Source organism: Planococcus sp. CP5-4_YE, from assembly GCF_019042655.1.
GTDB lineage: Bacteria > Bacillota > Bacilli > Bacillales_A > Planococcaceae > Planococcus.
In genome coordinates this window covers 108,502-122,893 of the sequence record NZ_JAHPZO010000002.1, presented here as the reverse complement: position 1 = coordinate 122,893, position 14,392 = coordinate 108,502, and the positions used below count along the sequence as shown (strand labels likewise).

The window sequence follows — 14,392 nt, the reverse complement described above, 5'->3', positions numbered from 1 at the left end:
TGATTTGGGTTCTCTCATTGAGCCTTATCACGATAATTTCGGTGATTGCGGGATTGAAGAAAAGGAGAATAGCATATTTTTTCGTTCCCCTAGTGTCGATTTTTGCATTTATGCTCATTAAAATCATCATGGTGCCATTGCCTTTCACGGACACAGTTCGGTTCATATTTCAGTTAAGAGGCTGAATGCGTACAGGTAACTCGTCTTCGATACCGATAAAGGGGTGGGAAAATTGAGGAAGATTGATAAAAAAGAGGCAGATTCCTATTTTCGAATCCGGACTATATTAATCACCATCTATTTGCTTATTGGCTTTACAGCATCCTTTGTGGTGGTATTTTTTGCAGAAGAACTGTCGGAATTCAGCTTTAATGGCATGCCGTTTCACTATTTCATGGGGGCGCAGGGAGCTATTTTGATTTTCATCATTTTACTGTTTATAAATGCCATCATCAACGACCGCATCGATAAAAAGTTCGGGCTGGACCAGGATCAAAAAGATTAATAGACTCTGCTGATGCATAAAAGAAACCGCCATACAGAGTTCTGATACTTATAAAGGGGGAGAAGCAGTGGATTCACAATTTCTCGTATCGCTTTTAATGATCCTGGGAACCTTCGGATTGTATATCGGCATTGCAGTCTATAATATGGCTAGGCAAACTTCAGATTTCTACGTTGCCGGACGGAATGTGCCTGCGGTCTTCAATGGGATGGCCATCGGTGCTGACTGGATGAGCGCTGCTTCGTTTATCGGGCTTGCAGGTACCGTCATGCTGCTTGGATACGACGGGCTGGCCTATATCATGGGGTGGACAGGTGGATATTTGCTGCTGACTTTCCTCCTCGCGCCGCAGCTCCGGAAATCGGGCCGTTATACAGTCCCGGAATTTATCGGGGACCGTTATAGCAGCAGCACAGCCCGCTTGATTGCCGCGGTCGCTACCATCATCATCAGTTTTACGTATTCCATCGGCCAGCTCTCGGGTTCTGGTGTTGTGATCGGGAGGCTACTTGAAGTACATACTGCTGTAGGAACAATCATCGGTGTAGTCTTGATCGCTTTTTATTCCGCTCTTGGGGGGATGAAAGGGATCACTTGGACGCAAGTCGCGCAGTATTTAGTCTTGATTATCGCTTATTTGATTCCTGTGATTTTCATGTCTTTGCAATTGACGAATAATCCGATTCCGTGGATGACCTACGGGCAGATTGTTGGGGAACTCCAGCAGCTGGATGCACAATTAGGCGTCTCCGAATATGTTGTGCCGTTCACGGAAGCGACTAGGTGGCAATTCCTGGCATTAATGTTTACGCTGATGGCCGGGACGGCAGGGCTGCCTCATGTCATCGTTCGGTTTTATACGGTTTCTACGATGAAAGCAGCGCGATGGAGTGGGGCATGGGCGCTTTTGTTCATTGGTTTGCTTTATTTATCAGCTCCAGCATATGCAGCATTTTCTCGCTTTATTCTAATGACTCAAGTGGCAGGTTCTTCGATCGCCGATCTGCCGGCATGGACAGCCTCTTGGGTAAATACAGGATCATTATCCGTAGCCGATACGAACGCGGATGGGATCCTCCAATGGGAAGAAATTGTCATCAGCAATGATATTGTCGTAATGGCGACACCGGAAATCGCCAATTTAGGGATTTTTGTTATCGGCCTCATGGCAGCTGGCGCAATGGCCGCGGCACTTTCAACAGCGGGTGGGCTGATGATCGCTATTTCTGCAGCTTTATCACAAGACATTTATTACCGCTCAATCAATCCTGAAGCGACGGAGAGCCAGCGCCTTCTCGTTGGCCGGGCATCTATCATCATTGCAACAGTAGCCGCAGGTCTTGTCGCATTGAATCCTCCTGGTGCAATTACTCAAATTGTAGCGTGGGCATTTGCTCTCGCTTCAGGTACATTCTTCCCGGCACTTATCTTAGGTGTCTGGTGGAAACGGGCGAACGGGCCTGGGGTAATCGCCGGTATGCTGACCGGATTAGGTGTAACTTTATCCTATATCTTCGCCGCGAAATACGGAGGCTTCACGATCCTTGGCATTATCGACACGGGAGCCGGCGTATTCGGTGCCGCTGCAGCGATTATCGCGATTATCGTAGTTTCTTTAGCAACCAAAGCACCATCGAAGGAAACGCAGGAAGAAGTGATGGACTTGCGTTACCCTGAGGGCATGACTTATAAAGATGGAGAAGTTTGGCGTACCGACCCGGCTGATACTAAGCGTCCGGATCATTGAAAAAAGAGCGGAAGCCTGTGCTTCCGCTCTTTTTCTATGGATATCTTTTTTATTCTTTCCGGAAAACCCAAGCGCGTTGGACCACGAAACCGAAGATGAACAGCACCGTATCGACCATCACTTTCAAAATAACCTCTCCACGTCCGAGCCATTCTGCATAGAGGAACTGGACGGAGGCTGCGGAAGCGCCCATGATGAAAGCAGCCAATATATAATAGCGCAGCAAGGATCGTTTGGAGCCCTGCTTAAAGACTTTATTGCGATTAATATAATAATTGAACAAGGAAGACAGGATGCGCGCCGCCACCGTGGCGATGATGATGAACGTTTCCGGCGACTCATCGCGCAATAGTTGGACGAACAGCCAGAACAAGGCGATGTCGAGCCCAAATGAGGCTGCACCTGAGATTCCGTAGAATATAAAGATCTTGTAGATGTGATAGGAGTCCCGAAGTGGATGGAAATGAGACGATTTGTTCTCGTCCAAATAAACGGTTTCAATGGTCACTTCCGACACTGGGATGTAATTTTTCTTCAGTGCCGCGAGCATGTTCATTTCATATTCAAAGCGTTCACCGAGCACGTCGAGAAGCCTGGGCAAGAATTTAACAGGGATGCCGCGCAGGCCAGTCTGTGTATCGCTTAAGTCTGCGCCCGTCGATAAGCGGAACAATAGGCGTGTGAACCTGTTGCCAAAGCGGCTGCGGAACGGGATGCCGGGCTGTGTGAAATCCCGAGCGCCGAGCACCACGTGGTTTGGTGAAGTTTCCAGTTCGTCGGCGATTCTGACCATATCCGACACCAGGTGCTGTCCGTCTGCATCGGCAGTAATGATGGCTTCGATTGGCAATTGTTGATTGAGGATGTAATGGAAGACGGTTTTCAGCGCACGCCCTTTTCCTTGATTGACCGCATGGGTCAATAAAGTGACTTGAGGCAGTTTTTCCAGCTCGTCAAAAAAGCTTTCATAGTCGGCACCACTGCCGTCATTAACGACAATGATCCGTGAAAAGCCGGCTGATATCGCTTCTTCAATTATAAGTTTACAAGGCTCTTCCGGTTTATAAGCCGGAATGACGACGGCGAATTGTTTCACAGGCAACCTCTTTCCATTTCTGGCATCCAGAAATAACATACTGGCACATGTTTCTATCTCTATATAATAATACTACCCTAATTGCAGTCCTTTAGTCATGACCTTCAGGAATTCCTGGGTGCTTTTCGAGAGGAATCGATTCACAGGCCAGCATAGAGCTTAATCGGAGATGACATCTTCAGGGCGATAGCCATCCTGCAACTGGCGGATCGATAAGCCGAAATCCAGTTGAAGATGGGGATAATCTTTGAAGCCCATCCAATCGCCGCCCCATTCGAAGCCGAGCCCTTTGGCGATATCCGCTACTTCAAACCAATCGGGACGCCCATTCCCATTGCCGTCGTGCTGGATATCCCAAACGACTGACCCGTCAGGCAGGCGCAGCGCAAAATCGATGGCCAGACCATAATTATGGTAGGACTCGCCCCCTTCAGCATAAGTGACGACGCTCCCGCCCCGCGTACGGCCTTGAGCATGGATCTCGTTTTGTTCTTCAACGGAACGAAAACCATCGGTGATAAGGATATCGATCTCGACTTCTTCAGCTTGCGCGATTAGCTGGTCGCGTTTGGATTCGACAATGGGGTGCAGCCCGGTCGGCAGTGGACGTTCAGCGCGTTCGTTGCGCTCTTCTATTTCCCGTTCGATCCATATGAACAAAAAAGCACCGAGGATGAACAAAAACAACAATGAAAAGACGGTGCGGAATGTTTTCAAGTGATTTCACCTCGTAACTTGATTGTAGCAAAAATCCTCAAGCAAGTATCCGCCAAGAGTTTTTGGTACGATAGTAGAAACAGATTTTTTGGAGGGATACATAATGGTCATTGAATTAATGAAATCACACGCATCGGTCCGCAATTACAAAGACCGGCCATTGACGCGTGCACAAGTCCACGAATTGGTCGAAGCAGCACAATATGCAGCGACGTCCCATTTTGTTCAAGCCTATTCAATCGTTTGGGTGACAGATGAAGACAAGCGCAAACGACTTGGTGAGCTATCCAAAAATCCGAAACAGATGGAAGGGGCAGGCGCTGTGTTCCTAATGTGCGCGGATTATAACCGGCTAGCCCATGCTGCGAAACTGCAAGGGGAAGATATTGTGTTCGACCAGGCGGAGAATTTGCTGGTCGCGGTCACGGATGTCGGCTTGCTCGCACAGAACTTGGCGCTTGCCGCTGAATCCAAAGGCTACGGCATCTGCTATATTGGCGGAGTGCGCAACAATATGGAAGAAATCAGTGAACTGGCCGGTTTGCCAGAAGGCGTCTTCCCAGTCTACGGCTTGACGGTCGGCGTGCCGAACGAAGCCAATGAAGTGAAGCCAAGGCTTCCTGTAGAAGCCGTGCTTCATGAAAATGAATACGACGAAGCGAAATATGCGAAGATTTTGCCAGCGTATGACGAGACCATCATGGCCTATTATTCCGCACGCTCAAATAACCAAAAAACCGCCAAATGGAGCGAACAGATGGCGACATTTTTAAACAAGCCGCATCGCCCAGATTTGAAGGACGTATTGGCTAAGCGCGGGTATCTATTCAAATAAGAAATGCATTCATCGATAACTGGAATGATTGAGGAGGCTGAGAAGCAATGAAAATCGCTTTATTTGGAGCAACTGGAAGAGTTGGCGGTTACGTCTTGAACATGGCGCTTCGTGATGGCCACGAAGTGAAGGCACTGGTCCGGAGAGAGGGCCTTGAACCCCGTGCAAACCTGAACTTGATTGTTGGCAATGTCCGCAATGAAGAAGATATCCGTCGGACGCTCGAAGGGGCCGATGCTGTGATCAGCGCAATCGGCACTGACCGCACAACCACGTTGTCGGATGCGACACCGCTCATCGTGAAAGCGATGGAAGCGGAAGGCATCCGGCGCATCATCACTATAGGTACTGCCGGTATTTTGAACAGCCGCTTGAGCCCAGGGCTGCTCCGCTATCAGGGCGGCGATTCGAAGCGCCAATTGACCTTTGCAGCGGAAGAACACGAAAAAGCCTATAAATCATTGGAACAAAGTGAGTTGGACTGGACAATCGTCTGCCCAACGTACTTGCCGGATGGGGAACCGAAAGGCTATTTCCGCTTCGAAGAAAATTACTTGCCTGAAGACGGCAAAGAAATCACGGCTGGCGATACCGCATTGTTCGCTTACGAGCAATTGGATTCGGATGATTTCCTGAAAAGCCGCGTCGGCATTGCATATTGAATGACAAAACCCCTTGAACCGTAAAGCGTTCAAGGGGTTTTGTGTGTATCAGGCAGTGACGTCGCGTTTGGAGAATGTCCAATAACTGATCAACATAAAGACCAGGAAGTAGACAGCCAAAACGATAAGCGACATAACCATCGTGATGTCTGGGACTGGCATGAAGCCTGTATAGAATTGAGTCAAATCGGTATGCGTGAACAAATAGTATTTGACGATTTCAAAGCGCTGCAACAAGAAGACAACTTGCACGCCGACGAACATCAAGAAAATCGATACGCCGATAGCAAGTGAACTGGAACGGAAAACCGTCCCGAGCATGAACGCAAATGTGCCGATCATCCATGTGCTGGCTAAGCTAAGCGCAGATAGTTTCAATGCTTCAGCCCAGTAGGAGCCTTCCACAACTTCCGATCCGTTCCAAACGAGGAATGTGCCGTCTCCGGTGCCGAAGAAAATCCAGCTGAATAAAGCAATCGATACGAAAGTAAGGATGGCAAATAATAATGCGAACAACATCGTCGTAATGTATTTTGACGTAAGTACTTTCCATCTTTTAACCGGTCGCGTCAGCAGCATCTTGATCGTTCCTTGTGAAAACTCAGAAGCAACGATTCCTGCGCCCACGATGACCGTAAACAAGGTGACAAGCGATAGCATCATATGGCTGTCGAGCACTTGCTGTTGAAGACTTTCGACTTTGAACGGCTCGGCGTCATTCGCCAAGCGGTATTCTGCGATGGCAGCCTGGCCCTCATAATAATCTTTTTGGGCTGGGCCGAGGTCCGAATTCTGCAATTGGTCCTGGTACATCATCATGTCCATCGTCGCCATTTCCTGCCAGTCGCTTTCCGGTGCAGGTGAGGTCGATTCGATCCATTTCGTGATGCCAGCATTTGCCAATAAGATGACGATCAACAGGATAGCCATAATCCATGTCGCTTTTTTACTCCATAATTTCATCCATTCATTTTGTATGAGCTTGAGCAATTTCGCCGCCTCCAGTCATTTCAAGGAATTGATCTTCTAAGGTCGTGCGGTGCGGCTGGACAGCGTACAAATCGACGCCCGCAGCAGTGAGCAGCTTGATGGCTCCCGGAATATGCTCCGCTTCTGTATCGATCAGATAGCCATTTTCGTGCGGGTGCACGGTGAAGCCGATCTCTTCGAGCACTTGTTTCGCCTGGTCAGCGGGCTTGGCTTCTATGTAATAGCGGGATTGCTGGTGCTCGTTGACGTTTTTGATGTCGATCAATTCGCCATTTTGGATAATGGCGATGCGGTCGCACAATAATTCAATCTCCGACAATAGATGGCTGGAGACGAAAATGGCAACATCGTTTTCGCGTGCCACTTTGCGCAAATACATGCGGAACTCGCGGATGCCTGCAGGATCCAGTCCATTTGTCGGTTCATCCAAAATCAAGAATTCCGGATTGTTGAGGAGTGCTTGTGCAAGGCCAAGGCGTTGGCGCATGCCGAGTGAATACGAACCGACTTTTTCCTTGATGCGGTTTTGCATGCCGACTTGCTGGATCACTTCGTCGATGCGGGCTTTTGTCACGCCCTTATGCATACGCGCAAAATGCACCAGGTTTTTGTAGCCGGACATAAATTTATACATCTCCGGATTTTCGACAATAACGCCGACTTTTTCGATGCTTCCCTCAAAATCGGTACGGATCGATTTGCCGCCGATCAGGATGTCGCCTTGCGTCGGCTTCATCAATCCGACCATCATCCGGATCGTCGTCGTTTTACCTGCTCCGTTCGGCCCTAGAAACCCAGTGATTTCTCCTTTATGGAGATCCAAGTTCAAATCTTTGATGATTTGTTTTTTGCCGATCGTCTTGGAGAGCTTGCGAATCTCGACAATTTTATCATTGCTCATGTGAGCCACCTTCTTTCCATTTTGCTTCCTTCAGTACTAACGATTCATTTCCTGGAAAGTTTCAGTTTTCTGGAAATCCAACAGGCTTAACTATCGCCTCATCGGGAATAAACCAATTAACAACAAATATATGGAGGGTTTAGCCTTATGAATGAATTGCAGGAAACAGAACAAGTGCTCATGGCGTATTATGCCCAATACTATAAAGGCGCATCATTGGAGGAAATCCGGGAACTTGACCGCAGCTTGTCGCAAGGCATCGGGGAAGAGCAGTATAAAGAGGCGATGGATAAATTGAAAGAACAAGGGCTGGTCCATGGCTTAGAGACCGTCGAGGAAAGAAACCAAGGCGGCGCCGATTCCCCGATGGCGACAAATGAAGGGATGCTTTATATCAATGATGTGCTGAATTTGCAGTCGGATGCGGTGGAAGACCACCAGCTCGATTATTTGGCGAAGCATCTGGAGACCAGCCACCTGGAACTGACGCTGGAGCCGGTGAAGACCTATATTGAATCCGTCGTCAAAGAACAGGCAGATGAAAAGCCGAACGACAACACGCCTTGAATATTCGAAAGCCGCTTCTTGAAAAAGAAGCGGCTTTTTTGTGTGAAAAATAGTTGGCGATAATAACTGCGCGTTGGAACGAGGTTCGGAGCAGGGGAGCGGAAAAGCTTCCGCTTACGACTGCGTTGCAGGGGCACGCTTTCCGGAGGGCTCGCATTGAGCCGCTTCGTCGCTACGCTCCTGCAGGGTCTCAATTGTCTCGCTAATCCTCCCGGAGTCGGCCCCTTCCACTTCGTCTCTAGTTTTATAGTGGTGAACAATCTCTTCGATTTATTCAATATAGATAGTGGAAGTGTGTCAGACCTGATAGTTTTTGTCTCCTTGGATAGAGGAGCTACAATTGTCCGTTTGAATCCGTCAATAAGCATCTATGTCTCAGTTGCTGCCTCCCAGAAAGCGATTCCCCCGCTAGCCGGCAACTTAATGCAAAAAGAAAGCTATGTAAACTAGCATCATCCAATGAAATCTCTCAGCCGCCCGGCGCCAAGGGTGAGCCGAAGCAATAAGACAGGTGTTTTTCCTGGCTTATTGCAAGAGGCCAACCCAAAGCAGGGCGGCGACTAGTAGATGAAGCCCGAATCGAAATGCAGAAACACTTCGACACGCAAACCCTCGCTATCCTCATATGCGCTCAAACCAGGAAGCGATTCCCCCGCTAGCCGGCAACTCGTACAGAAGCATTTCTGATTAAACAAACCCGAATCAAAGAAATCTCTCAGCGGCCAAGCGTAAAGGGGTGAGCCGACGCAATAAGACAGGTGTTCTTCCTGACTTATTGGCAAAGGCCAACCCAAAGCAGGGCGGCGAATCGTAAGATGAAGCACAAATCAACTTCAGCAACAACTTCACAAGAAACCCCTCGCTATTCTTATATGCGCTCAAACCAGGAAGCGATTCCCCCGCTAGCCGGCAACTAACTAAAGAAGTAGAGCTATTTGAACAGGCTACACTAAACGAAATATCTAAGCTGCCCAGCGCCAAGGGTGAGCCGACGCAGTGAGACAGGTGTTCTTCCTGGCTTGCTGTGAGAGGCCAACCCAAAGCAGGGCGGCGACTAGTAGATGAAGCTCAAATCAACATCAGCAACAATTCCACAAGCAAATTTATTCTCACAAAAAAAGAAACCAATGCTGAGCATTGATTCCTTCCGCACACATCTGAAGTTAGAGCCCAAGCACGAAGAATGCCAGGAAGATGGTGACAATGACCAAAGTGTTGGTAATCAGCGATGTTCGTTTGCTGACGGGTTCATCGAGTGCCGGGAAGCGCTCGACCAGGCGGATGCCCCCGTAAATCAGCATCATCAACAATGCCAAAGTCAATATGAGCGGCATATCGTAGACGCGGACGTCGATAAAGCGGATAAAAATGACCGAAAAAGCAAGGATCATGCCGTTGACTAAATTTTTTCGTTTCATAGGAGCTCCTTCAATTCGTTTTCAAGAAACGGCTTGGCGTTCAATAGTTTGGTAAATTCCCGGTAGCGTTCCAATTGTCCCGCTGCCGGTTTTTTATTCGTGCGATAAGCGCGGATCAAAATGTTTTTCGGCGTGTGCTCCATATCGATGAACTCCATCAATTGGGTTTCATAGCCGACCAAGGACAGCAGTTCCGCACGAATGGAATCGGTCGCGAGTGCGCTAAAGCGCTCCTTGATCAAGCCGTGCTGGAGCATGACATCGAGCGGAGACGACTGGATCTGGCTATTGAGTTCATTTTGGCAACACGGCACGCTCAAGATGACGCCGGCGTTCCATTTAACGGCGCGTGCGAGCGCCATATCGGTCGCCACGTCGCAGGCATGAAGCGTAACGACCATATCGACTGCGGTATCTTGGTCGTAATCGTTGATATCGCCGACGAGGAATTCCAGCTGCCGGTAGTCGAGGTCGCGGGCGATGTTCTGGCATTCCTCGATGACGCTTTTTTTCAGGTCAAGCCCCGTGACGCGCAGATCGAGCCCTTTTTCGACGCGCAAATAATGATACAGCGCAAAAGTCAGGTAAGACTTGCCGGAGCCGAAATCGAGTATGCGGATCGGGCGGTCTTTCGGCAAATGCTCGAGTGCATCATCGATGAATTCGATAAAGCGGTTGATCTGGCGGAATTTATCGTATTTCTGTTTTTTGACTTTGCCGTCCGGCGACTGGACGCCAAGGCGCACAAGAAACGGATAAGGTTTGCCGTCCTCTAGCAGATAATCCTTCTTGCGGTTGTGGGACAAATCGGCGGCAGCGCGTACGTCCGCTTCTGATTTATAGCTGACTTTGAATTTCTTGGTCAATTGGATCTGGACTTTTTCGTCGGTGAACTGGAACAGGCCTTGCCGGAAATCGGTGAATAATTGTTCGAGCTCTACAGCTGCCTGTTCGACTGTCAGGTTTTGGTGTTTCAAGATCTGTTCATATTGATATTCGAACTGGATGCGGTAGCCTTCTTTCAGTTCGACCGGTTTTAATTTGATGCGCTTCAAGTCGTTCGATTTTTGGCGCGGCTGGCTGATGGTGGCCGTGACGAGTGCATGGCTTTGCAGTTTTTCTGCAAGTTGTACGTGCATAGTTTGAAGTTCCATGGAAAATCCCTTCCGTCTTTATGATAGCCTCATTTTAGCACGGCTGGCAGCCTGGGGCGACTTCATGAGCCGGAAATGGCGCTTTCCTTTTATTTGGAATTTTGCGATAATAAAATAGATGAAACCGTTTTCAATAAGGGGGACGAAGAAATGGCAATTCTCGATCAAACAGTAGGGGAAATTGTACGGGAGCAAGCGAAAAAGTTTCCGCAGACAGAAGCGTATGTCTATCCAGAACGCGGCATCCGCAAAACCTATGCAGAATTTGACCAAGAGACCGATACACTGGCGAAAGCATTCATGGGGATGGGCATCGAAAAAGGCGAGCATATTGCCATATGGTCCGATAATAAACGCGAATGGCTGCTCAGCCAATATGCCACAGGCAAGATGGGCGGCGTGTTAGTCACGGTCAACACGAGCTACCAGGCGAATGAGCTGGAGTATCTATTGAAGCAATCGGATTCTACGACCTTGATTCTGGGGGAAGAATTCAAAGGCACGGATTATATCGAGGTGTTAAAGCAAGTATGCCCGGAGCTGGAACATGCAGAAAAAGGGCAGCTCGATTCGCCTAAACTGCCGCATCTGAAGCGCGTCATCGTCATGAGCGAAAATAGCTACCCGGGCATCTACACATGGAGTGAATTTGAAACATTCGCCAAAAGAGTGGCGGATGAACAGCTCGAACAGCGCTTCCGTTCGATGGAACCGAATGACGTCATCAATATCCAATACACATCCGGGACGACCGGATTCCCGAAAGGTGTCATGCTGACGCATCGCAACGTCGTCAACAACGGGCGCCTCGTCGGCGATATGATGAACTTGGGTGAAACCGACCGCCTGTGCATCCCGGTGCCTTTTTTCCATTGCTTCGGCTGCGTGCTCGGGACGCTCGCAGCAGTGACGCACGCGACGACCATGGTCATCGCGGAACAGTTCGAGCCGAAGCGCGTCCTGCAGATGGTGCAGGACGAGAAATGCACCGCGCTTCACGGCGTGCCGACGATGTTCATTGCCGAACTCAACCATCCCGATTTCGACTCGTTCGATACTTCGACATTGCGCACGGGCATCATGGCAGGCTCCACTTGCCCGATCGAAGTCATGAAGAAAGTCATCAGCAATATGGGTGCAAGCGAAATCACCATCGCCTACGGGCAAACCGAATCATCGCCGGTCATCACGCAGACCGGCAAAGACGATGCCATCGAAAAACGTGTGGCGACGGTCGGCAAGCCGCATGACGACGTCGAAGTGAAAATCATCGATCCGGCGACCGGCGAAGAAGTGGTGAAAGGCATGCCGGGCGAATTGTGCACGAGAGGCTATTTGATCATGAAAGGCTATTACAAAAACGAAGAGGCGACTAAAGAAGCGATCGACCCTGACGGCTGGCTGCATACCGGAGATATCGCAGTAGAAGACGAAGACGGCTATATCTCCATCACTGGACGTATCAAGGACATGGTCATCCGTGGCGGAGAGAATATCTATCCGCGTGAAATCGAGGAATTCCTCTATCAGCACCCGTCGGTCCAAGACGTCCAAGTTGTCGGCGTGCCGGACCCAAAATACGGAGAAGAATTGATGGCCTGGGTTATTCTAAAGGGAGACGAGACGCTCAGTGCGGACGAACTGCGCACTTATTGCATGGGCAAAATCGCCCATCATAAAATTCCGCGCTATATTGAATTCATTGAAGAATACCCGATGACCGCTTCCGGGAAAATCCAAAAATTCAAGCTGCGTGAAATGTCGGAAGAAATCGCTGAGAACGTTAACTAATCGAACCACCGCCAGATGAAGGACCTCCTTCATCTGGTTTTTGTTGATTGGAACCCACAGTTGTTGATTTACAAATAATCATGGATATTCAGAAAAGAAAGTTTAGTATCGTTCCATTTAGGGCACACTAGTAACAGAAGTTATCTTGAATATAGGATAATTAGTGCAAGCCACGGACCAAATTGATAGAGGAGAGGTTATGGGATGAGTAATGTAAACTTGGCAATCATTTATTACAGTTCAACAGGAACCAATTATCAGATGGCACAATGGGCAGAATCGGCTGCGAAAGAAGCAGGAGCCGAAGTGAAAGTGGCAAAAGTGAAAGAGAATGCGCCGATGGGGGCAATTGAATCGAACGCGGCTTGGAAAGAGCATTACGAAGCGACACAGGAAGTGCCAGAAGCCGACAACGATTTGCTCGAGTGGGCAGACGCCATTATTTTCAGCGTGCCAACGCGCTTTGGCCACGTATCGTCCCAAGTACAGCAATATCTTGATACAACCGGCGGCTTATGGGCGCAAGGCAAACTGGTGAACAAAGTTGTGAGCGCTATGTCTTCTGCGCAAAATCCTCACGGTGGACAAGAATCGACTGTACTGGCGGTCTATACGACGATGCATCATTGGGGTGCGATCATTGCAGCGCCTGGTTACACAGATGAAGTGTTGTTCAAGGCAGGCGGCAACCCTTATGGCACGAGTGTCAGTGTTGACCAGGACGGCAATATGATTGAAGATGTGCAAGATGCCGTGGCGCACCAGGCAAAACGCACGGTACAAGTTGCCGGATGGGTTAAAAACGGCTTGAATGGGTAACTAAAAACTACATGCCTAAAAGGCGAATGCTGGCAGATGGGCGAATGCGCCCGTCTGCTTTTTTAGTCGAGGAGGGGTAGTTTGGAATGGCTTAGCTTGCTGTTTGTAATGGGATTTGTCGTTATCCATTTATTTTCAAAAAACATGAATTTCCTAAAAGCCGTGCCGCGCAGCCGGTTCTTATCAATTGCAGGCGGTGTTTCCGTTGCCTATGTATTTTTGCACTTATTGCCTGAACTGGGCGAATTTCAGGAAGAGGTCCATGAGGAGTTCGGCGCTCCGGGTGAAGGTTTCCTGAGCAATCATATATACCTCGCGGCTATGGCCGGGCTGGTCCTTTTTTACGGCTTGGAGCAAATGGTGAAAAATTCGAAGCGCCGGACAGCGGAAGGCAAGTCTTCATCAGGCGTATTCTGGATCCATATCGGTTCCTTCGCCATGTACAATGGAGTCATCGGTTATTTGATGATGCGTGAAGAGTACGAAGGTGTAGTAGGAATGATCCTATTCTTCATTGCGCTTGGCGTCCATTTTATTACCAATGACAAGGGCCTTCGGGAAGCGCACCAAGGCGAATATGACCAATATGGCAGATGGCTTCTCGCTGCAGCCATTGCGGCAGGCTGGGTCATCGGCTGGATGACAGAAGTTCATGAATTGATCATTGCGTTTCTCATGGCTTTGATTGCGGGCGGCGTTATTTTAAACGTACTGAAAGAAGAGCTGCCGGAGGAGCGGGAAAGTAGTTTGGGTGCTTTTGTAATAGGTTTGTCTATTTACTCGATGCTATTATTATTCATTTAAATGAAATAATGATGCTATTTATAAAAAAGATGAATAATATTTCGGATATCGGGTAAAGTGGTAGGTAATGAATCACGTGCGCAATCCTCGCGTTGGTGTCGAAAGGTGATGTTTATGCCATGATCACGAAAGAGGAAGAAGCAGTCTTTGAATATGAACTTCAGAAATTGACGGCAGAGTGCCAGGAATGCCTAGACACCTCGTTGAAGAGGAAGATTGAAGATGATGCCCTGTGGTTACAGGCAGTCGTTTTCTCAAGCTCTGGAAGAAGGCCGTAAAATGAGTGAATATCTGATATACCAGCCACGCAGCCTTGCTGCGTGGCTTTTCTTCGTGGAATGTGAACCTTTTTGTAACAATTTCCCGGGAAATGCCTTTCAGTGCGT

The 14,392-nt window shown here is 48.8% G+C and carries 15 protein-coding genes; 9 read left to right on the top strand and 6 right to left on the bottom strand.

Translation table 11 applies throughout. The features are described from left to right. Window positions 1–232 precede the first annotated feature (232 nt). Together KTG14_RS03020 and KTG14_RS03015 are read left to right on the top strand one after the other, a co-directional pair. Window positions 233–505, top strand: a complete 273-nt coding sequence (locus KTG14_RS03020; RefSeq protein WP_216969350.1) for a DUF4212 domain-containing protein — start codon at window positions 233–235, stop codon at window positions 503–505. 67 nt (window positions 506–572) lie between these two features. Further along, a complete protein-coding gene (locus tag KTG14_RS03015) occupies window positions 573–2,252 on the top strand; it encodes a sodium:solute symporter family protein (RefSeq protein WP_216969342.1) in 1,680 nt (559 codons plus the stop codon). Window positions 2,253–2,301: 49 nt separating this feature from the next. On the opposite strand, the gene KTG14_RS03010 is transcribed toward KTG14_RS03015, so the two are convergent. Together KTG14_RS03010 and KTG14_RS03005 are read right to left on the bottom strand one after the other, a co-directional pair. Beyond that, complete coding sequence (locus KTG14_RS03010; RefSeq protein WP_216969340.1) at window positions 2,302–3,348, bottom strand: bifunctional glycosyltransferase family 2/GtrA family protein; 1,047 nt, start codon at window positions 3,346–3,348, stop codon at window positions 2,302–2,304. 159 nt (window positions 3,349–3,507) lie between these two features. Next, window positions 3,508–4,065 (bottom strand): M15 family metallopeptidase, encoded by a 558-nt coding sequence (locus KTG14_RS03005; protein WP_216969338.1) that lies wholly within the window; start codon window positions 4,063–4,065, stop codon window positions 3,508–3,510. Window positions 4,066–4,168: 103 nt separating this feature from the next. Between KTG14_RS03005 and nfsA the strand changes: the two genes are divergently transcribed. Together nfsA and KTG14_RS02995 are read left to right on the top strand one after the other, a co-directional pair. Continuing rightward, complete coding sequence (gene nfsA, locus KTG14_RS03000; RefSeq protein ID WP_216969336.1) at window positions 4,169–4,900, top strand: oxygen-insensitive NADPH nitroreductase; 732 nt, start codon at window positions 4,169–4,171, stop codon at window positions 4,898–4,900. 47 nt (window positions 4,901–4,947) lie between these two features. Further along, complete coding sequence (locus tag KTG14_RS02995; protein ID WP_216969334.1) at window positions 4,948–5,562, top strand: NAD(P)-dependent oxidoreductase; 615 nt, start codon at window positions 4,948–4,950, stop codon at window positions 5,560–5,562. 48 nt (window positions 5,563–5,610) lie between these two features. Here KTG14_RS02995 and KTG14_RS02990 read toward each other — a convergent pair whose 3' ends face one another. Both KTG14_RS02990 and KTG14_RS02985 read right to left on the bottom strand, forming a co-directional pair. Then, window positions 5,611–6,552, bottom strand: coding sequence for an ABC transporter permease (locus KTG14_RS02990; protein ID WP_216969332.1), 942 nt, complete (start codon window positions 6,550–6,552; stop codon window positions 5,611–5,613). Next, a complete protein-coding gene (locus KTG14_RS02985) occupies window positions 6,530–7,453 on the bottom strand; it encodes an ABC transporter ATP-binding protein (protein ID WP_216969330.1) in 924 nt (307 codons plus the stop codon). The genes KTG14_RS02990 and KTG14_RS02985 overlap by 23 nt, the downstream gene beginning before the upstream one ends. Window positions 7,454–7,600: 147 nt before the next feature. On the opposite strand from KTG14_RS02985, the gene KTG14_RS02980 reads away from it, so the two are divergent. After that, window positions 7,601–8,020 carry a hypothetical protein gene (locus KTG14_RS02980; RefSeq protein ID WP_216969328.1) on the top strand — a complete coding sequence of 140 codons (420 nt, stop codon included), beginning with the start codon at window positions 7,601–7,603 and terminating at the stop codon, window positions 8,018–8,020. A gap of 1,163 nt (window positions 8,021–9,183) precedes the next feature. On the opposite strand, the gene KTG14_RS02975 is transcribed toward KTG14_RS02980, so the two are convergent. Next, window positions 9,184–9,438 carry a hypothetical protein gene (locus KTG14_RS02975; protein WP_216969326.1) on the bottom strand — a complete coding sequence of 85 codons (255 nt, stop codon included), beginning with the start codon at window positions 9,436–9,438 and terminating at the stop codon, window positions 9,184–9,186. After that, the gene (locus tag KTG14_RS02970) at window positions 9,435–10,592 is read right to left on the bottom strand and encodes a class I SAM-dependent methyltransferase (RefSeq protein WP_216969324.1); all 1,158 of its coding nucleotides are present in this window, start codon (window positions 10,590–10,592) and stop codon (window positions 9,435–9,437) included. The genes KTG14_RS02975 and KTG14_RS02970 overlap by 4 nt, the downstream gene beginning before the upstream one ends. Window positions 10,593–10,742: 150 nt before the next feature. Here KTG14_RS02970 and KTG14_RS02965 point away from each other — a divergent pair, with 150 nt between their 5' ends. The 4 genes from KTG14_RS02965 to KTG14_RS02950 all read left to right on the top strand — a co-directional run bounded on the left by KTG14_RS02965 (window position 10,743) and on the right by KTG14_RS02950 (window position 14,284). After that, complete coding sequence (locus KTG14_RS02965) at window positions 10,743–12,383, top strand: AMP-binding protein (RefSeq protein ID WP_216969322.1); 1,641 nt, start codon at window positions 10,743–10,745, stop codon at window positions 12,381–12,383. Between the two features lie 204 nt (window positions 12,384–12,587). Next, window positions 12,588–13,202, top strand: coding sequence for an NAD(P)H:quinone oxidoreductase (gene wrbA / locus KTG14_RS02960; RefSeq protein ID WP_216969320.1), 615 nt, complete (start codon window positions 12,588–12,590; stop codon window positions 13,200–13,202). A gap of 81 nt (window positions 13,203–13,283) precedes the next feature. Continuing rightward, on the top strand, window positions 13,284–14,006 hold the full coding sequence (locus KTG14_RS02955) for a ZIP family transporter (RefSeq protein ID WP_216969311.1): 723 nt from the start codon (window positions 13,284–13,286) through the stop codon (window positions 14,004–14,006). Between the two features lie 119 nt (window positions 14,007–14,125). After that, complete coding sequence (locus KTG14_RS02950; protein WP_216969309.1) at window positions 14,126–14,284, top strand: hypothetical protein; 159 nt, start codon at window positions 14,126–14,128, stop codon at window positions 14,282–14,284. Window positions 14,285–14,392 lie beyond the last annotated feature (108 nt).